The sequence below is a fragment of the Mycobacterium sp. 23 genome (genome assembly GCF_048287075.1).
GTDB classification, from domain to species: Bacteria; Actinomycetota; Actinomycetes; order Mycobacteriales; family Mycobacteriaceae; genus Mycobacterium; species Mycobacterium gordonae_B.
The window spans coordinates 4,122,452-4,140,889 of the sequence record NZ_JBLVUX010000005.1 but is presented as its reverse complement, the minus strand read 5'-3'; the positions used below and the strand labels follow the sequence as shown (position 1 = coordinate 4,140,889).

The following is an 18,438-nucleotide window of genomic DNA, read 5'->3' as shown; positions in this document are numbered from 1 at the left end:
GGTGGGCTTGTGGGGAGCGGGACGGCAACGCACTGACACCGAATTGCTCGCAGCACACGTGTCCGGCGACCGCCACGCCTTCGCCGAACTGTTCCGCCGCCATCACCGCCGGCTCTACCGGCTGGCGCGGCTGTCCAGCCCGAGCCGCGAAGACGCCGACGACGCGTTCCAGGACGCGATGCTCAAAGCGCACCGCAGCGCCGCCACATTTCGGGAGGACGCGGCGGTCGGCACCTGGTTGCACCGGATCGTGCTCAATGCCTGCCTGGACCGGCTTCGCCACGCTCAAGCCCGCCCGACCGTCCCGTTTCAGGACGTGCACCCGGTCAGCGACCGCACGTCGCAGGTGGAGACCGCGCTCGTGGTGCAGCGAGCGTTGCTGCGGCTCCCGATCCAGCAACGCGCCGCGGTCATCGCCGTCGACATGCAGGGGTACTCCATCGCCGAGACCGCGCGGCGGCTGGGCGTGCCCGAGGGCACCGTTAAGAGCCGCTGCGCCCGCGGCCGGGCCCGCCTCGCCCACCTGCTGGGATATCTCGACGCCGGCGCCGACGCCCTCGGGGCGAATTAGAGGCTGAGCCGCCGATGGCGGACACTGGGGCGGATGACTGCCGCCGACGACGATCCACCGCTGACGGTCGAGGTCCTCGCCGACCTCCAAGCGGGTCTGCTCGATGACGAGACCGCCACCCGCGTGCGCCGGCGCGTCCGCACCGATCCTCAGGCGGCGGCGACGCTACAGGCGCTGCAGCAGGTGCGCGGCGATGTCGCCGCCGCCGGCGCGGCCCTGGCGCCCGACGCACCGCCGGAGGTCCTCGCGCGCGTCGCCGAGTCGCTGAAGGGTTCGCGCGCCGCGCACGCCGCCCGCCCGCCCCTGCGCCCGGCACGTGTCATCGCCGGCATCGCCGGGGTGTGCGCGGTGCTGGCCGCGGTCGGCATCGGAACCATGTCCCTGCTCAACGAACCGGACTCGATACCCGGCGCGCAGGTCACCGCCGATCACATCACCGTGTCGACGCCGGTTCCGGTGATACCGCTGTCGGACGCCGAGATCCGCGAGCTGACGCATCGACCGCCCGATTTCGGCGCCCTCGCCAACGCTTCGCAGCGGGCGTCCTGCCTCGGCGGCCTGGGCTACCCCGCGACCGAGGAGGTGCTCGGCGCCCAGCCCGTCGAAGTCAACGCCCGCCCAGGGGTGCTGCTGGTGATGACCGGCGACACCTCGGACACCCTGGTGGCCTACGCCGTCGCGCTGAACTGCAGCGCCGCCGACACCGGCTTACTGGCCACGACCGCGATCCCGCGCGCATAACCGCCGCGCCAGTGTCGTGCGTCGCAGGCGGGAACACCCACGCCTACGCTGGCGTTCGTAGGATTGCAGATCACGCTCACTGATCAGCCTTCGTTCCGAAAGGTACGCATGACCGCTTCCTCAGACACCATCCACGACGTCATCGTCATCGGCTCCGGTCCCGCCGGATACACCGCGGCCCTCTACGCTGCCCGCGCCCAGCTCAAGCCGCTGGTCTTCGAGGGCATCTCCTTCGGCGGCGCGCTGATGACGACGACCGAGGTGGAAAACTACCCCGGGTTCCGCGACGGCATCACCGGCCCGGAACTGATGGACCAGATGCGCGAGCAGGCGCTGCGGTTCGGCGCCGACCTGCGCATGGAAGACGTCGAGTCCGTGTCGCTGGACGGGCCGGTCAAGTCCGTGGTGACCGCCGAGGGCGAGACGTTCCGGGCCCGCGCCGTCATCCTGGCCATGGGTGCGGCCGCCCGCTACCTGCAGGTGCCCGGCGAGCAGGAGTTGCTCGGCCGCGGCGTCAGCTCCTGTGCCACCTGTGACGGCTTCTTCTTCCGCGACCAGGACATCGCCGTCATCGGCGGTGGCGACTCCGCCATGGAGGAGGCCACCTTCCTCACCCGGTTCGCCCGCAGCGTCACCCTGGTGCACCGCCGCGAGGAGTTCCGCGCCTCCAAGATCATGCTCGAGCGGGCGCAGTCCAACGAGAAGATCACCATCCTGACCAACAAAGCGGTCCTGGGCGTGGACGGCGATACCTCGGTCACCGGGCTACGCCTGCGCGACACGGTCACCGGCGAGGAATCCACGCTGCCGGTCACCGGCGTGTTCGTCGCGATCGGTCACGAACCGCGCTCCGCTCTGGTCCGCGACGCCATCGAGGTGGACCCGGACGGCTACGTCCTGGTCCAGGGACGCACCACCAGCACATCGCTGGACGGTGTCTTCGCCGCCGGCGACCTGGTCGACCGCACCTACCGGCAGGCCATCACCGCGGCCGGCAGCGGCTGCGCGGCGGCCATCGACGCCGAACGGTGGCTGGCCGACCACGAAGCGACCGGGCCCGCCGACAGTACCGAATTGATTGGAGCACAACGATGAGCGATTCCGGCAAGTCCACGATCGAAGTTTCCGACGCCTCCTTCGGCACCGACGTGTTGGCCAGTAATAAGCCTGTGCTGGTTGACTTTTGGGCTACCTGGTGCGGGCCGTGCAAGATGGTGGCCCCGGTGCTGGAAGAGATCGCCGCCGAACGGTCGGAGGAGCTCACCGTCGCCAAGATCGACGTGGACGCCAACCCCGAGACGGCACGCGATTTTCAGGTCGTGTCGATCCCCACGCTGATCCTGTTCAAGGACGGCGAACCGGTGAAGCGAATCGTCGGCGCCAAGGGTAAGGCGGCGTTGCTGCGCGAGCTGGCCGACGCGGTTCCCAACCTGTCCTGACGGCCCCTGTCGAGCGTTTTTCCTTGCAGAAACAAGCCCGTGACTGGCCTGGGGTTTTCTCGATATCGGCGAGGATCTGCGACAATAGCGATTAACTGCGCCGCTTGTGGCGGCGATGTCAATTAGTCCCGGAGGGCCCTTGGTATGCCGAGTTCGCGCCGCGAAGACGGCGACGCGCTGCGCTGTGGCGACCGTGGTGCCGCTGTCACCGAGATCCGGGCGGCGCTGGCCGCGCTGGGGATGCTGGAAGGCTCCGACGACGAACTGACCACCGGCAGGCACGTCGCGGCCGACGTGTTCGACGGTGAGCTCGACCATGCGGTGCGGGCGTTCCAGCAGCATCGTGGACTGCTGGTGGACGGCATCGTCGGCGAGGCCACCTACCGGGCATTGAAGGAGGCGTCCTATCGCCTCGGCGCGCGCACGCTGTATCACCAGTTCGGCGCACCGCTCTACGGTGACGACGTTGCCACGCTGCAGGCCCGGTTGCAGGACCTCGGTTTCTACACGGGTTTGGTGGACGGGCATTTCGGCTTGCAGACGCACAACGCGCTGATGTCCTATCAACGCGAGTACGGCCTGTCCGCGGACGGCATCTGCGGCCCGGAAACGTTGCGGTCGTTGTACTTTCTGAGCTCCCGGGTCAGCGGTGGTTCGCCGCATGCGATCCGCGAGGAAGAGCTGGTGCGCAGCTCCGGCCCGAAGCTGTCGGGGAAGCGAATCATCATCGATCCGGGCCGCGGCGGAAGCGACCACGGTCTGATCACCCAAGGTTCGGCCGGCCCGATCAGCGAAGCAGACGTGTTGTGGGACTTGGCAAGTCGGCTCGAAGGCCGGATGACCGCGATCGGCATGGAGACCTTCCTGTCCCGGCCCACCAACCGCAGTCCGTCGGACGCCGAGCGCGCCGCCACGGCCAATTCCGTTGGTGCAGACCTGATGATCAGCCTGCGGTGTGAAACTCAGACCAGCCCGTCGGCCAACGGCGTTGCTTCATTTCACTTCGGCAATTCACACGGCTCGGTGTCCACCATCGGCCGCAATCTCGCCGACTTCATCCAGCGGGAAGTAGTGGCCCGCACCGGATTACGTGACTGCCGGGTGCACGGCCGGACGTGGGATCTGCTGCGGTTGACCCGGATGCCGACCGTCCAGGTCGATGTCGGCTACATCACCAACCCGGGTGACCGCGAGATGCTGATCTCGACGCAGAGCCGTGACGCCATCGCCGAAGGTATTCTCGCCGCCGTCAAGCGGTTGTACCTGTTGGGCAAGAACGACCGTCCCACTGGGACATTCACCTTTGCCGAACTGCTGGCCCACGAGTTGTCCGTGGAGCGCGAGCGGGCCAGCCGGCTCAGCGGTTCCTAGTCTCGCAATCGTCGACCTGACGGGCCGCCGGAGTAGTCTCGCCGGCCGTCATCTCGCTGCCGACTGAAGCGGCAGACGCCGCCCCCACCGGTTGTTGCAACTGCGCGGCCTCCAGCAGCCGCTCGAGGGCCGCCTCGACTTCGGCCTTCCACCCCAGCCCCTTGTCCAGCTCGAGGCGCAGTCGCGGGAAGTACGGGTGGGGGGCGACCACCACGAAGCCGGCGTCGATCAGGAAGTCGGCGTCGATGATGCAGTGTTCGACCGAGCAGTCGCCGAGCGCGTCGAACACCGGCCGCACGTCGTCGTCCACCGGCTCCTGCAACTCCGTCGCCGCTGCGGTGCGCCCGAAAGCCTCCAGCGCGCGGACGCCCCGGCGCACCAGCTCCTCGATGACACGCGTGATCAAGTGGTGCGGGAGATCCTCGTCCGCCTGCCCCCGCTCGATACCCATCGACGTCAGAAGCACCGCATCGGCAGAGACCGGCGCGGTGGGAAACCGGGCCGCGCGTGGGACCGCCCGCGGTGGGGCATACAGGACGTAGCCCAGGCAGGGTGGTTCCGCCTGGCTGCGTTCGTCAGGAATCGCAGTCGCAACCTGGCCGCAGGAGCCCCACTCCAGCATGACCATCGACAGCCATGCCTCTTTTTCGAATTCCGGATCGGCGAGGTGCTCGTCCTTGCCGAGCGTCCCCGGGTCGACTTCCCAGAAGACGCAGCGACGCGCATGCTTGGGGAGCTGCTCGAAGGCTTCGAGCCGCAGCGCTGTAATCCGAGCTGACACTAGTCTCCTAGCCTCCGTGCGGTACCCGAGCCCATGGCCTCATTCCTGCGCGGGCGCCGGTCCGCAGTGCGATCCACCCGACTTGTGGCGGATGCGTACCGGCAACCCTTCCAGGATAGGAGAGTCAATCGCCGTCCGGCCAGTGTCGGCGTTCGTCCGCGGCTTCCGCGACCCTGCCGCGGCCCGATCGAGGCTCGAAATCGGTTGATGCACACCATATCTCCGTTGAATGGCGGTGCCCACTGCCGGACGGAAAACGGTTCCGAATCGGCACAGTGTCACAGTGACGTAATTACAGAATATGTCGGGTCATGCCGTTTCACGGCGTCTTCGCGGTCATCAGGTCGATGATTCGCTGGAGGTCGTCCACCGAACCGAACTCGACCACAATTTTGCCTTTTCGTTTGCCGAGGGCCACCGTCACCCGCGTGTCGAAGGCGTTCGACAGCCGCTCAGCAACGTCCTGCAGTCCGGGCATCTGGATCGGCTTGCGTCGCGGTGGGGTGGGCGCCGCTCCGTCCCCCGGTTGGCCAGGGTCACCGCCTCCTCAGTGGCCCGCACCGAAAGACCCTCCGCGATGATGCGGCTCGCCAACTCCTCCTGGGCCTCCGCGCCGGCTTCCAACGACAGCAGGGCCCGGGCGTGGCCGGCCGACAGCACCCCGGCCGCCACCCGGCGCTGCACCGGTATGGGCAGCTTGAGCAACCGGATCATGTTGGTGATGAGCGGACGCGAGCGGCCGATCCGGGCCGCCAGCTCATCGTGGGTAACCCCGAACTCATCGAGCAACTGTTGGTAGGCCGCTGCCTCTTCCAACGGGTTCAGCTGTACCCGGTGGATGTTCTCCAGCAGGGCATCGCGCAGGAGGTTGTCGTCCCCGGTCTCGCGGACAATCGCCGGGATGGTCGACAGGCCGGCCTCCTGGGCGGCCCGCCAACGCCGCTCCCCCATCACGATCTGGTAGTGCGCACCGCTCGTCGATCCCGGCACGGCGCGCACCACGATGGGCTGCAACAGGCCGAACTCACGGATCGAGTGCACCAACTCCGACAGTGCTTCGTCGTCGAACACCTGGCGGGGCTGGCGGGGGTTGGGCTCGATGTCGGAGGGCGCTATCTCCCGGTACACCGCACCCATCGCGGCGGCGTCCGGAAGCGGCCCGCCGATCACGACGTCGGCGGCCGCCGACCCCATCCGCGGCCCGAACGTCGAAGCGTCGCCCTCAACCGGTCCGGTGGGAATCAGCGACGCCAGGCCGCGGCCGAGACCGCCCTTCCTGCGTGACGGATTGCTCATTGCCTTCCTCTCCCGGCAGACGGCCGACCGCGTTGAGCGAGTTCGCGACTGGCGTCGAGATAGCTCATCGCTCCACGCGAGCCGGGATCGTAATCGATGATCGTCATGCTGTAGCCCGGCGCCTCCGATACCTTCACACTGCGCGGGATCACCGTGCGCAAGACCTTGTCCCCGAAGTAGCGGCGGACTTCCTCGGCAACCTGGTCAGCCAGCTTCGTGCGGCCGTCGTACATCGTGAGGATCACCGTGGTGACGTCGAGCTGAGGATTCAGATGCGCCTTCACCATCTCGATATTGCGCATCAGTTGCGAGACTCCCTCCAGGGCGTAGTACTCGCACTGGATGGGGATGAGTACCTCGGGAGCGGCGACCAACGCGTTGATCGTGAGCAGTCCCAGCGAGGGTGGGCAATCGATGAAGACGTAGTCGAAGTCGAAGTCGTCGAGTTCCGCCAGGGCGTTCCGCAACCGGTTCTCCCGGGCCACCATGCTGACCAATTCGATCTCGGCACCCGCCAGATCGATCGTGGCCGGCACGCAGAACAATCGCTCGCTGTGCGGGCTGCGCCGGAGTGCCTCACGCAAGGTGACTTCGCCAATGAGGACTTCGTACGACGACGGGGTCCCCGACTGGCGGTCCGCGATACCCAGGGCGGTGCTTGCGTTGCCCTGCGGGTCGAGATCGATGACGAGAGTCTTGAGTCCCTGGACCGCCAGCGCTGCCGCGAGGTTGACCGCGGTCGTGGTCTTCCCCACCCCGCCCTTCTGGTTCGCGATCGTGAACAGCCGCCGCTGCGGTGGCCGTGGCAACGGATCGTGGGTCGAGTGCAGAACCCGCACCGCGCGTTCGGCCGCGGCGCCGATGGGTGTGTCGAACTCGGTCGATGTTTCACGTGAAACATTCACCGTGGGATTGTGCGCTTCCGCTGACGTAGCCGCCACTCCTGCGGCGCTCACCACTTCGATCCCCGATTCGGGCGCCCACGTTCGGCCACCACCACGGTCGCGGGTTGATCCAAAATATTCACGCCACACTTCACCACCCTGACATTGACGGCGCCTGAAGCCTCCATCACACGCCGGTGCTCGCGCACTTCGTCGGGAGCACGCTCCCCCTTGATCGCGACCATCAGTCCGCCTTGCCTCAACAACGGCATACTCCACTTCGTCAATTTGTCCAGTGCTGCTACCGCCCGGGACACCGCGGCGTCGACGCCACTCAATTGGTCCCGTACCGAACGCTCTTCCGCGCGACCACGCACCACCTCGATCGAGAGCCCGAGCTCGTCCACGACCTCGCGTAGAAAATCACTGCGGCGCAGTAGCGGCTCGAGCAGTACAAGCCGAAGGTCGGGGCGCGCGATCGCCAGCGGGATTCCGGGCAATCCCGCTCCACTGCCGATATCGACGACTCGTGCGCCCGGGTCCAGCAGCTCGCCGACGACAGCTGAATTCAGAGTGTGCCGCTCCCAGATCCGATCGACCTCACGCGGCCCGAGTAGTCCCCGCTCCACGCCGACGCTCGCCAGGATTCTCCCGTACTGTTCGGCGACGCCGAGGCGCTCACCGAAAACCTCCGCGGCCACGGCGTTGGCTGACCCCGGCGTCAGGCGTTCGGCCGGGTCCGGCGAATTGACATGTTTCACGTGAAACATTCCCTCCGCTCTCCCCGTGCCCGACGCGATCCTCGCACTTGCCACCAGGCCGCGTGGAACTACATCCCTGTAACTTCCGCGGTCACAGCCTGGTCACAGATGGTCACAGCTCAGTCACGCAGTACGACGACACGCCGCGACGGCTCCACACCCTCGCTTTCGCTGTGCACACCCGGCACGGCGGCGACCGCGTCGTGCACGATCTTCCGCTCGAACGGCGTCATCGGCGACAGCGCTTCACGCTCCCCCGTCTCCGCAACGCGGCGCGCTACCTTGTCGCCCAGCGCCGCCAATTCCTCACGGCGCCGGCGTCGCCAGCTCGCGATGTCCAGCATCAGGCGACTGCGCACACCGGTCTTCTGGTGCACCGCCAGCCGAGTCAACTCCTGCAACGCGTCCAGCACCTCACCACCGCGACCGACCAACTTGTTCAGGTCGTCACTGCCGTCGATACTCACAACGGCTCGGTTGCCCTCGACGTCCAGGTCGATGTCGCCGTCGAAGTCCAGCAGGTCCAGCAACTCTTCCAGGTAGTCACCGGCGATCTCGCCCTCGGCGACCAACCGATCTTCGAGATCCTCGGATTCCTCCGCGGTGTCCACATCTTCCGCATCCGGCGCAGCTGTCGCCGCATCGGGTTCGAGTTCAGTGGTGTCAGCGTCCGTCATGGCTCTTACTCCCCTCATCCACGGGTTGGTGTTCGCGGCCTCGCGCCGCGTTGTCTTGCTTGGTGTTCTTGGGTTCCGGCCTGACGGCCCGAGCCCGGCAAGTTCAAGCGGCTACTACCGTTTGCGCTTCTTCGGCCGTGCCCCCGGACGCGGGGTACGGCCCGGGCCGCTACTTCGGTTCACCGCATTCGGTTTGGCGGACGGAGCCTGGGGGCTCTTGTCCGTGGGCTTCGCCTCGGCCTGTCCGTCCGTGTCGACTTCTTCGGTCTCCGACGTACCGGCGTCAGCAGATGCGGTCTCGACCGCGGATCCCGTGCTCGTCGCCGATGTCGACTTGGCGCGCTTGGGCTTGACTCCCGGCGCGGGCGCGTTAGCCGCCCGGCGCTCCAGCGCTTCCTGTTTCTTGGCCTCGTCTTCTTTCTCGATCATCCCGAAGACGTAGTGCTGCTGACCGAAGGTCCAGATGTTGTTGGCGAACCAGTACAGGATGATCGCCAGCGGCAGGAACGGACCACCGACAACAACACCCAACGGAAACACGTACAACGCCAGCTTGTTCATCATCGCCGTCTGGGGATTGGCGGCCGCCTCGGGACTCTGCCGGGCCACAGATGCCCGACTGTTGAAGTAGGTCGCCACCCCGGCAAGGATCATCACCGGCACGCCGACCGCGATCACCGCGGGGCGACTGAAATGCTCGAACGCATCCAACCCGCCCTTCTGGGTCATCGATGCACCGATGGGTGCGCCGAACAGGTTGGCCTTCAGGAAGTTCTGAACGTCGAGCGCAGTGAAGACATAGTTGCCGATCATTTTGTTCTGCTCGACCGACATCGACTGCAACCCGATGCCGCCGGTAGTGCGGTTGAAGGAGCGCAGCACGTGGTAGAGCCCGAGAAACACCGGGATCTGGGCCAGCATCGGCAGACAGCCCAGGATGGGGTTGAAGCCATGCTCGCGTTGCAGCTTCTGCATTTCCAGTGCCATACGCTGACGGTCTTTGCCGTACTTCTTCTGCAGAGCCTTGATCTGCGGCTGCAGTTCCTGCATCTGCCGAGTGGTGCGGATCTGGCGGACGAAAGGCTTGTACAGCAGAGCGCGCAGGGTGAAGACGAGGAACATCACCGACAGTGCCCAGGCGAAGAAATTGTCCGGTCCCAGCAGGAACGCGAACGCCTTGTACCAGAGCCACATGATCCATGACACCGGGTAGTAGATGAAGTCCAAGCTGAAGAAATCAAACAACAGATTCACTCTCCCCTTGCTTCGCCGGACGGTCCTCGACCGCCCCGGGCGAGATGTCCATGTCGACCGGGCCCTCGCGGCGTTCCGGAATTGGATCCCATCCTCCCCGATGCCAGGGACCACACTTACCAAGCCTGACAACCGCCAGCCAGCTCCCGCGAATCACTCCGTATTCGGTGAGAGCTTCCACGGCGTACTGGCTACAGGTGGGAATGAACCGACAGGTCGCCGGGCGCAACGGCGACACCATGTGCCGGTAGAGCTGGATGAGATAGATCAACGCCCGCGCGACCGGGGTGCCGACCCTGCCGGCGGAGCGCACTGCGCCCGCAGGGTTGCACACCGAACCGGTCACCGCTCGGTACCCGCCACGTCGAAAGCCCGCCGCAACCCACTGCGCAACTGCTGCTCCAACCACGCCGACGAGACGTGCCGGCTACTGGGCAGCGCGCGAATCACCACCTGGTCTCGCGGATGCAAGCTCGCCAACAACGGCCGGGCCACGTGTCGCAGCCGTCGCGCCACCCGGTGTCGTTCCACCGCGGTCCCGACGCGCTTGGCGATGATCAGACCCACCCGGGGTCCCTCCGCGTCCTCGCGCTGACTCGCCCGACGAACATGCACGATGACATCGGGCTGCACCGTGCGCATCCCGTACTTCACCGTCGCGTCAAACTCGGTCGACCGCCTCATGCGGTTCCGTGCGGAAAGCACCGCTGGGAAACCAGAGTTGCGATCAGGCAGTTAAAGCGCGGCGACCCTTAGCACGCCGGTTGGCCACAATCGCCCGTCCGGCACGCGTGCGCATCCGCAGCCGGAAACCGTGGACGCGGGCCCGACGCCGGTTGTTCGGCTGGAACGTCCTCTTGCCCTTGGCCACCGCGTTCTCCTCGCTGTGTATGGCATAACAGTCCGCCCGCTCATGCTCGGCAACTCGTGGGCGAAGGTGTTCTCGCTTGCTGGCCGGCGCGGTCCCCGAGGTGCTGATTCCGGGTCGCAGCCGTATCGCCGACTTTCGGGCGACTGTTTGAGGGTACTGACGAGGCTTCTCCTGGTCAAACCTCGCCCGCCACAGCAGACTCACCGCCATCGTCCCAGTCCCGCAACCACCGGTCCGGCATCAAGGTCCCGGATAGCAGGATCATGAAGAACGCCAGCAGAATACAAAGAACTGTTGGCAGCGCGAACGAAAACTGTTAGCTTCGGGCGGGGTAGTTTCCAAGCCGGTACGGACTTGGAACTCTGTCGACAATGACACTGAAGCGAGGATGGCGGATCGACTAGCTGATCGGACAATCAGGTGGTTGTCTACAGCACGAAGATCGCAAGCCGTTGCCGGTAGGCTGCGGCTTACTATTGACCTTCCTTTCCACATCTGTGGATAACCATGTGGACAGGTGCGCTGTTGCTACCGAAGTGTTGTACTCCGAGCGTCGGACCAGGGAGATGCGTCGTTGACCGATGACCCCGGTTCCGGATTCGCCCCGGTATGGAACGCGGTCGTCTCCGAGCTCAACGGTGAGGCCGGCAACGGATCCGCCCTCACCACTCCGCTGACCGCCCAGCAAAGGGCCTGGCTCAAACTCGTGCAACCTCTCACCATCGTCGAGGGGTTTGCTCTGCTCTCCGTTCCGAGTGTTTTCGTCCAGAACGAGATCGAACGCCACCTGCGCACCCCGATCACCGACGCACTGAGCCGTCGCCTGGGACAGCAGATCCAACTCGGTGTCCGCATCGCGCCCCCGCCGGCTGACGACGACGGCGTGTTCGCCGCGTCCGACTCCCCGGCCCCGATCGAGGATCCTGCGCCGGCCGAGGCTCCCGTTGCCGACGACGACCACGGCGACACCGTCGTGGGTCCCGGGCAGAACTGGCCGAGTTACTTCGCTGAACGCCCGACTGCCACCGACACCGCGGCCGCCTCGGGCACCAGCCTCAACCGGCGCTATACCTTCGACACCTTTGTCATCGGTTCCTCCAACCGGTTCGCCCACGCGGCCACCTTGGCGATTGCCGAGGCCCCCGCCCGCGCCTACAACCCACTGTTCATCTGGGGCGAGTCGGGTTTGGGGAAAACTCATCTGCTGCACGCCGCCGGCAATTACGCGCAACGCCTGTTTCCCGGGATGCGCGTCAAATACGTTTCCACCGAGGAATTCACCAACGACTTCATCAACTCGCTGCGCGACGACCGCAAGGTGTCGTTCAAGCGCAGCTACCGCGACGTCGACGTGTTGCTCGTCGACGACATTCAGTTCATCGAGGGCAAGGACGGTATTCAGGAAGAGTTCTTCCATACCTTCAACACCCTGCACAACGCCAACAAGCAGATCGTCATCTCCTCCGATCGGCCGCCCAAACAGCTCGCCACCCTCGAGGACCGGCTGCGCACCCGCTTCGAATGGGGACTGATCACCGACGTCCAGCCGCCCGATCTCGAAACCCGCATCGCGATCCTGCGCAAGAAAGCACAAGTCGAACGACTCGCGGTGCCTGACGATGTCCTGGAACTCATCGCCAGCAGCATCGAACGCAACATCCGCGAACTCGAGGGTGCGCTGATCCGGGTCACCGCGTTCGCCTCGCTGAACAAGACCGCGATCGACAAGTCACTGGCCGAGATCGTGTTGCGCGACCTGATCGCCGACGCCAGCGGCATGCAGATCAGCGCGGCCACCATCATGGCGGCCACCGCAGAGTACTTCGACACCACCGTCGAAGAACTGCGCGGCCCAGGCAAGGCCCGCCCGCTCGCGCAGTCTCGCCAGATCGCGATGTATCTGTGCCGCGAGCTCACCGACCTCTCACTGCCCAAAATCGGGCAGGCCTTCGGCCGCGATCACACCACGGTGATGTACGCCGAACGCAAGATCCGCAACGAGATGGCCGAGCGCCGTGAGATCTTCGACAACGTCAAGGAACTCACCACCCGGATCCGGCAGCGCTCCAAGCGCTGAAAAGCCGTTTCAGCGCCCCTCCGCAGCAGACTTTTGCAAAAAACTTCTCTCCCTCATGTCACATGGGCACCAGCTCTGTGGTGTGGGCAGGGCTGTGTACAACCCATCCAAACTGGAGTGCAGCACCCGTAGCGCGGTGCACATTCCCGCTTCGTCCCCAGCCGTGCACCGCGCACCACACAGCTTCCCCCGCAGTCATCCACAACCGGATCTGGTGCGCACGCTGCACCAAGAGCCGGCTGTCCCCAGATTGCACAGCCCTTAATACTGATATTGAAATCTCTTCGTCATTTCTTGTTTGAAGAACACGGCTGGGGACACTCGTCGCCAACCCTGCGCGCAGCCGCCCTGCGCTCGCTTTGTCACCGTGACCGATTAGCTTTCAAGTTGGCCTCAGAAGCTCTACGGTTGTTGTTCGACTGCCGTTGCGGCCGTCGTGGCGAATCACTTCGCCGGCGGCGTTCGTCACGGAGGGTCCCCAACGCCGGCGGGGGAGCTGGGCACGGATTTGGACGTCACGTTAGGTGAAGGGACGCAATGGACGCGGCTACAACACGGGCTGTCACCGACTTGAAATTTCGTTTGGTGCGGGAGTCCTTCGCCGAAGCGGTGTCGTGGGTAGCCAAGAACCTGCCGTCCCGGCCGACCGTGCCGGTGCTCTCCGGAGTGTTGCTGACTGGCACCGACGACGGGCTGACCATCTCCGGGTTCGACTACGAAGTTTCTTCCGAAGTGCAGGTTGCCGCTGAAATCGCTTCGCCGGGAAGTGTTTTGGTGTCCGGACGGTTGTTGTCCGACATCACCAGGGCGCTGCCCAACAAGCCGGTGGATTTCTACGTCGATGGCAACCGCGTCGCGCTGACCTGCGGAAGCGCCCGATTCTCGCTGCCGACGATGGCCGTTGAGGATTACCCGACTCTGCCGACCCTGCCCGACGAGACCGGTACATTGCCCGCCGAGTTGTTCGCCGAGGCGATCGGGCAGGTCGCCATCGCGGCCGGCCGTGACGACACACTGCCCATGCTGACCGGTATCCGCGTCGAGATCTCCGGGGAGACGGTGGTTTTGGCGGCGACCGACAGGTTCCGGCTGGCGGTGCGCGAGCTGACCTGGTCGGTGCTGTCACCTGACATCGAGGCTGCGGTGCTGGTACCGGCCAAGACCCTGGCCGAGGCGGCCAAGGCCGGAGCCGACGGCTCCGAGGTCCGGTTGTCGCTGGGCGCCGGATCCGGAGTGGGCAAGGACGGCCTGTTGGGTATCACCGGCAACGGCAAGCGGAGTACCACCCGGTTGCTCGACGCGGAATTCCCGAAATTCCGCCAGTTGCTGCCGGCGGAGCACACTGCGGTGGCGACGATCAACGTGGCCGAGCTGACCGAGGCGATCAAGCTGGTGGCACTGGTCGCCGACCGGGGCGCTCAGATCCGGATGGAATTCGCCGACGGGATGCTGCGGTTGTCGGCCGGTGCCGACGATGTCGGCCGGGCCGAGGAAGACCTCGCGGTGGACTATGCGGGCGAACCGTTGACGATCGCGTTCAACCCGACCTACCTCACCGACGGCCTGGGCTCGCTGCACTCCGAGCGGGTGTCGTTCGGGTTCACGACCCCGGGCAAGCCGGCGCTGCTGCGGCCCGCATCGGCCGATGACCCGGTGCCGAGTGGCAGCGGTCCGTTCGCGGCGGTGCCGACGGATTACGTGTACCTGCTGATGCCGGTGCGGCTGCCGGGCTGATCGGTCGGGGCGTGTACGTCCGACATTTGGCGTTGCGGGACTTCCGGTCGTGGGCCCACGCGGACCTCGATCTGGATCCCGGGCGCACGGTGTTCGTCGGCCGCAACGGCTTCGGGAAAACCAATCTCCTTGAGGCCCTCTGGTATTCGAGCACCCTGGGTTCGCATCGGGTAGGCACCGACGCGCCGTTGATCCGGGCCGGCGCCGATCGCGCGGTCGTCTCGACCATCGTGGTCAATGAGGGCCGCGAATGTGCCGTCGACCTCGAGATCGCCGCGGGTAGGGCGAATAAGGCGCGGTTGAACCGGTCGCCGGTACGTAGCACGCGGGAGGTGGTCGGGGTGCTGCGGGCGGTGTTGTTCGCTCCGGAGGATCTGTCGCTGGTGCGCGGCGATCCTTCGGATCGCCGCCGGTATCTCGACGACTTGGCGACGGTGCGCCGACCAGTGCTCGCCGGGGTGCGTGCCGATTACGACAAGGTGCTGCGCCAGCGCACCGCCCTGCTGAAATCGTTATCGGGGGCGCGGTTCCGCGGTGATCAGGGTGCACTGGACACCCTCGACGTGTGGGACAGCAGGCTGGCCGAGCACGGCGCCGCCTTGATGGCGGCGCGGATCGATCTGGTGAACCAGCTGGCACCCGAGGTGGAGAAGGCCTACCAACTCCTGGCACCTGAATCACGTTCGGCGGCAATCGGTTACCGGGCCAGTACCGATACGATGGTGCCCTCCGCGGCTGTTGACCAGCAGTCCCTGGAAGCAACACTGCTGGGTGCGCTGGCCGCGCGACGGAGCGCTGAACTGGAACGCGGCGTGTGCCTGGTGGGCCCGCACCGCGACGATCTGGAACTGCGGCTCGGCGACCAACCGGCCAAAGGGTTTGCCAGTCACGGCGAATCGTGGTCGTTCGCGGTGGCGTTGCGGCTGGCGGCCTACGAACTGTTGCGGGCCGACGGCAGCGACCCGGTGTTGTTGCTCGACGACGTCTTTGCCGAGTTGGACACCAAACGTCGCCGCGCACTGGCCACGGTCGCCGAATCCGCTGAGCAGGTGCTGGTTACCGCGGCGGTGTCCGAAGACATTCCCGAGGGGTGGGAAGCCAGGCGGGTACAGGTGGAACTCAACGACAGCGATCTGGGTGCGGTGTCGGAGGTGCGGCAATGACCGAGGAAGACCAGGATCAGGTGAATCAGCGCGGCCTCGATCTGGTGCGCCGAACGCTGGAAGAGGCTCGCGCCGCGGCGCGCGAGCGCGGACAGGACGCGGGCCGCGGCCGGGCCGCGCCGCTCCCCGCCGGCGCGGTGCCGGCGGCCGGCGTAGCTGGTCGGGACCGGGGCCGGATGCGCGTGATCCGCAGCCGCTGGGACGGCTCACCCGCGACCTGGCCAAGCAGCAGGGGTGGACCACTCACGTCGCCGAAGGCACGGTCTTCGGCCATTGGACAGCGGTGGTCGGCGCGCAGATCGCCGAGCATGCCACGCCGTCCGCCCTCAACGACGGGGTGCTCAGCGTCACCGCCGAATCCACCGCCTGGGCGACGCAGTTGCGACTCATGCAGGCACAGCTGCTCGCCAAGATCGCCGCCGCCGTCGGTAACGGTGTGGTGACGTCGCTGAAAATCACCGGCCCGGCCGCGCCGTCGTGGCGCAAGGGGCCTCGTCACATCGCCGGCCGGGGCCCCCGCGACACCTACGGTTAGGCTCGATCCGCCGAGTGAACGGGACGCGAACCACAGCCGTCTCAGAGCCGCCAGAAATTGACGAACCCATATCTGGAACGTCGGGACGCGGCTACAGCGAAGAAATTGAGCGCACGGCGCAATCAGATAGGCGGAAACGCGGCCACAAAATCGGTGCTGACGGTGCTTCACGGTAGAGTAGGCAGTTGCGACCGCTGCGGTGCTTCAACCGCTCGCATGCAACCCCAAGGAGAGCATTCCGACCGTGGCTGCCCCGAAGAAGAAGGCACAAAACGAATACGGCGCATCTGCCATCACCGTCCTCGAAGGATTGGAGGCGGTCCGCAAACGCCCGGGCATGTATATCGGCTCCACCGGGGAGCGTGGTTTACACCACCTCATCTGGGAGGTGGTCGACAACTCGGTCGACGAGGCGATGGCCGGCTACGCCACCAAGGTGGACGTGCGGTTGCTGGATGACGGCAGCGTCGAGGTCGCCGACGACGGCCGCGGGATTCCGGTGGCGATGCACGCCACCGGCGCCCCCACCGTCGACGTGGTCATGACACAGCTGCACGCCGGCGGAAAATTCGGCGGGGAGAACAGTGGTTACACCGTGAGCGGTGGTTTGCACGGCGTGGGTGTGTCCGTCGTCAATGCGCTGTCCACCCGCCTCGAGGTCGACATCAAACGCGACGGGCACGAGTGGTCGCAGTATTACGAACGTGCCGTGCCCGGCACCCTGAAACAGGGCGAGGCCACCAGGAAGACCGGGACCACGATCAGGTTCTGGGCAGACCCCGAGATCTTCGAAACCACCGAATACGACTTCGAGACGGTGGCGCGCCGGCTGCAGGAGATGGCGTTCCTCAACAAGGGCCTGACCATCAACCTCACCGACGAGCGCGTCGAGCAGGACGAGGTCGTCGACGAAGTCGTCAGCGACACCGCCGAGGCGCCGAAATCCGCCGAGGAGAAGGCCGCGGAGTCGAAGGCTCCCCACAAGGTCAAGCAGCGCACCTTCCACTACCCCGGTGGTCTGGTGGACTTCGTCAAGCACATCAACCGCACCAAGAGCCCGATCCAGCAGAGTGTCATCGATTTCGAGGGCAAGGGCACCGGCCACGAAGTCGAGATCGCGATGCAGTGGAACGGCGGCTACTCCGAATCGGTGCACACCTTCGCCAACACGATCAACACCCACGAGGGCGGCACCCACGAAGAGGGCTTCCGCAGTGCGCTGACGTCGGTGGTCAACAAATACGCCAAAGACAAGAAGCTGCTCAAGGAGAAGGACCCGAACCTCACCGGCGACGACATCCGGGAAGGTTTGGCCGCGGTGATCTCGGTGAAAGTCGCCGAGCCGCAGTTCGAGGGTCAGACCAAGACAAAGCTGGGCAACACCGAGGTCAAGTCGTTCGTGCAGAAAGTGTGCAACGAACAACTCACCCACTGGTTCGAAGCCAACCCCTCGGAAGCCAAAACCGTTGTGAACAAAGCGGTGTCGTCCGCGCAGGCGCGGATCGCCGCGCGTAAGGCGCGAGAGTTGGTGCGTCGCAAGAGCGCAACCGATCTGGGTGGTCTGCCCGGCAAGCTCGCCGACTGCCGCTCGACGGACCCCCGCAAGTCCGAACTGTATGTGGTGGAGGGCGACTCGGCCGGCGGCTCGGCCAAGAGTGGCCGGGACTCGATGTTCCAGGCGATCCTGCCGCTGCGCGGCAAGATCATCAACGTGGAGAAGGCGCGCATCGACCGCGTGCTGAAGAACACCGAAGTCCAGGCCATCATCACCGCGCTGGGCACCGGCATCCACGATGAGTTCGACATCACCAAACTCCGGTATCACAAGATCGTTTTGATGGCCGACGCTGACGTTGACGGACAACATATTTCGACGCTGCTGCTGACTCTGTTGTTCCGTTTCATGCGCCCACTGCTCGAGCACGGCCACGTGTTCCTGGCCCAACCGCCGCTGTACAAGCTGAAATGGCAACGCACCGAACCCGAATTCGCCTATTCCGACCGGGAACGCGACGGTCTGTTGGAGGCCGGGCTGAAGTCCGGCAAGAAGATCAACAAAGAAGACGGCATTCAGCGCTACAAGGGTCTGGGAGAGATGGACGCCAAGGAGCTGTGGGAAACCACGATGGACCCGACGGTGCGGGTGCTGCGCCAGGTGACCCTCGACGACGCCGCCGCGGCCGACGAGCTGTTCTCCATCCTGATGGGCGAGGATGTCGAAGCGCGCCGCAGCTTTATCACCCGTAATGCCAAAGACGTTCGCTTCCTGGACGTCTGACCCCA

17 protein-coding genes and 2 pseudogenes are annotated in these 18,438 nt (G+C 65.7%); 10 read left to right on the top strand and 9 right to left on the bottom strand.

Annotation, left to right across the window (positions count from 1 at the left end; genetic code table 11):
• The first annotated feature begins 1 nt into the window (after position 1).
• The 5 genes from sigM (at position 2) to ACNQS7_RS20420 (ending at position 4,122) form a co-directional block, all read left to right on the top strand.
• Entirely contained in the window at positions 2–571 is a 570-nt protein-coding gene (gene sigM / locus ACNQS7_RS20440) for an RNA polymerase sigma factor SigM (protein WP_418013990.1), read from the top strand.
• 33 nt (positions 572–604) lie between these two features.
• On the top strand, positions 605–1,312 hold the full coding sequence (locus ACNQS7_RS20435) for a hypothetical protein (RefSeq protein WP_418013989.1): 708 nt from the start codon (positions 605–607) through the stop codon (positions 1,310–1,312).
• Positions 1,313–1,420: 108 nt separating this feature from the next.
• Entirely contained in the window at positions 1,421–2,407 is a 987-nt protein-coding gene (gene trxB / locus ACNQS7_RS20430) for a thioredoxin-disulfide reductase (protein WP_055579942.1), read from the top strand.
• Positions 2,404–2,751: a thioredoxin gene (gene trxA, locus ACNQS7_RS20425; protein ID WP_418013988.1), complete on the top strand. Its 348-nt coding sequence runs from the start codon at positions 2,404–2,406 to the stop codon at positions 2,749–2,751. Before trxB ends, trxA begins: the two co-directional genes overlap by 4 nt.
• A gap of 144 nt (positions 2,752–2,895) precedes the next feature.
• The gene (locus ACNQS7_RS20420) at positions 2,896–4,122 is read left to right on the top strand and encodes an N-acetylmuramoyl-L-alanine amidase (protein ID WP_055579940.1); all 1,227 of its coding nucleotides are present in this window, start codon (positions 2,896–2,898) and stop codon (positions 4,120–4,122) included.
• On the opposite strand, the gene ACNQS7_RS20415 is transcribed toward ACNQS7_RS20420, so the two are convergent.
• From ACNQS7_RS20415 to rpmH, 9 genes and pseudogenes are all read right to left on the bottom strand, one after another.
• The gene (locus ACNQS7_RS20415) at positions 4,109–4,903 is read right to left on the bottom strand and encodes an acetyltransferase (protein WP_418013987.1); all 795 of its coding nucleotides are present in this window, start codon (positions 4,901–4,903) and stop codon (positions 4,109–4,111) included. The genes ACNQS7_RS20420 and ACNQS7_RS20415 overlap by 14 nt on opposite strands.
• 319 nt (positions 4,904–5,222) lie before the next feature.
• Positions 5,223–6,199 (bottom strand): annotated as a pseudogene (locus ACNQS7_RS20410) (ParB/RepB/Spo0J family partition protein).
• Positions 6,196–7,164, bottom strand: a complete 969-nt coding sequence (locus ACNQS7_RS20405) for a ParA family protein (protein WP_418016074.1) — start codon at positions 7,162–7,164, stop codon at positions 6,196–6,198. Before ACNQS7_RS20405 ends, ACNQS7_RS20410 begins: the two are co-directional and overlap by 4 nt.
• Positions 7,152–7,853, bottom strand: coding sequence for a 16S rRNA (guanine(527)-N(7))-methyltransferase RsmG (gene rsmG, locus ACNQS7_RS20400; protein WP_418013986.1), 702 nt, complete (start codon positions 7,851–7,853; stop codon positions 7,152–7,154). Before rsmG ends, ACNQS7_RS20405 begins: the two co-directional genes overlap by 13 nt.
• Positions 7,854–7,963: 110 nt before the next feature.
• Positions 7,964–8,521 carry a protein jag gene (locus ACNQS7_RS20395; protein ID WP_418013985.1) on the bottom strand — a complete coding sequence of 186 codons (558 nt, stop codon included), beginning with the start codon at positions 8,519–8,521 and terminating at the stop codon, positions 7,964–7,966.
• A 114-nt stretch (positions 8,522–8,635) separates the two neighbouring features.
• Positions 8,636–9,775: a membrane protein insertase YidC gene (gene yidC / locus ACNQS7_RS20390; RefSeq protein ID WP_418013984.1), complete on the bottom strand. Its 1,140-nt coding sequence runs from the start codon at positions 9,773–9,775 to the stop codon at positions 8,636–8,638.
• The gene (gene yidD / locus ACNQS7_RS20385) at positions 9,759–10,109 is read right to left on the bottom strand and encodes a membrane protein insertion efficiency factor YidD (RefSeq protein ID WP_418016073.1); all 351 of its coding nucleotides are present in this window, start codon (positions 10,107–10,109) and stop codon (positions 9,759–9,761) included. The genes yidC and yidD overlap by 17 nt, the downstream gene beginning before the upstream one ends.
• 8 nt (positions 10,110–10,117) lie before the next feature.
• Positions 10,118–10,480 carry a ribonuclease P protein component gene (rnpA, locus tag ACNQS7_RS20380; RefSeq protein ID WP_418013983.1) on the bottom strand — a complete coding sequence of 121 codons (363 nt, stop codon included), beginning with the start codon at positions 10,478–10,480 and terminating at the stop codon, positions 10,118–10,120.
• Between the two features lie 22 nt (positions 10,481–10,502).
• Positions 10,503–10,646: a 50S ribosomal protein L34 gene (gene rpmH, locus ACNQS7_RS20375; RefSeq protein WP_082658794.1), complete on the bottom strand. Its 144-nt coding sequence runs from the start codon at positions 10,644–10,646 to the stop codon at positions 10,503–10,505.
• A gap of 574 nt (positions 10,647–11,220) precedes the next feature.
• On the opposite strand from rpmH, the gene dnaA reads away from it, so the two are divergent.
• The 5 genes and pseudogenes from dnaA to gyrB all read left to right on the top strand — a co-directional run bounded on the left by dnaA (position 11,221) and on the right by gyrB (position 18,433).
• Positions 11,221–12,723: a chromosomal replication initiator protein DnaA gene (gene dnaA, locus ACNQS7_RS20370; protein WP_418013982.1), complete on the top strand. Its 1,503-nt coding sequence runs from the start codon at positions 11,221–11,223 to the stop codon at positions 12,721–12,723.
• Positions 12,724–13,260: 537 nt separating this feature from the next.
• Positions 13,261–14,457: a DNA polymerase III subunit beta gene (gene dnaN / locus ACNQS7_RS20365; RefSeq protein WP_418013981.1), complete on the top strand. Its 1,197-nt coding sequence runs from the start codon at positions 13,261–13,263 to the stop codon at positions 14,455–14,457.
• Between the two features lie 11 nt (positions 14,458–14,468).
• On the top strand, positions 14,469–15,620 hold the full coding sequence (gene recF / locus ACNQS7_RS20360) for a DNA replication/repair protein RecF (protein ID WP_418013980.1): 1,152 nt from the start codon (positions 14,469–14,471) through the stop codon (positions 15,618–15,620).
• A pseudogene (locus ACNQS7_RS20355) lies at positions 15,617–16,155 on the top strand (DUF721 family protein). The gene recF and the pseudogene ACNQS7_RS20355 overlap by 4 nt, the downstream one beginning before the upstream one ends.
• A gap of 244 nt (positions 16,156–16,399) precedes the next feature.
• The gene (gyrB, locus tag ACNQS7_RS20350) at positions 16,400–18,433 is read left to right on the top strand and encodes a DNA topoisomerase (ATP-hydrolyzing) subunit B (RefSeq protein ID WP_418013979.1); all 2,034 of its coding nucleotides are present in this window, start codon (positions 16,400–16,402) and stop codon (positions 18,431–18,433) included.
• Positions 18,434–18,438: the final 5 nt, after the last annotated feature.

What these genes read in the sequence shown, in the direction of transcription:
- ACNQS7_RS20435 (WP_418013989.1), top strand. Translation starts at nt 605, where the DNA reads ATGACTGCCGCCGACGACGATCCACCGCTGACGGTCGAGGTCCTCGCC.
- trxB (WP_055579942.1), top strand. Translation starts at nt 1,421, where the DNA reads ATGACCGCTTCCTCAGACACCATCCACGACGTCATCGTCATCGGCTCC.
- trxA (WP_418013988.1), top strand. Translation starts at nt 2,404, where the DNA reads ATGAGCGATTCCGGCAAGTCCACGATCGAAGTTTCCGACGCCTCCTTC.
- ACNQS7_RS20420 (WP_055579940.1), top strand. Translation starts at nt 2,896, where the DNA reads ATGCCGAGTTCGCGCCGCGAAGACGGCGACGCGCTGCGCTGTGGCGAC.
- rsmG (WP_418013986.1), bottom strand. Translation starts at nt 7,853, where the DNA reads ATGTTTCACGTGAAACATGTCAATTCGCCGGACCCGGCCGAACGCCTG.
- ACNQS7_RS20395 (WP_418013985.1), bottom strand. Translation starts at nt 8,521, where the DNA reads ATGACGGACGCTGACACCACTGAACTCGAACCCGATGCGGCGACAGCT.
- dnaN (WP_418013981.1), top strand. Translation starts at nt 13,261, where the DNA reads ATGGACGCGGCTACAACACGGGCTGTCACCGACTTGAAATTTCGTTTG.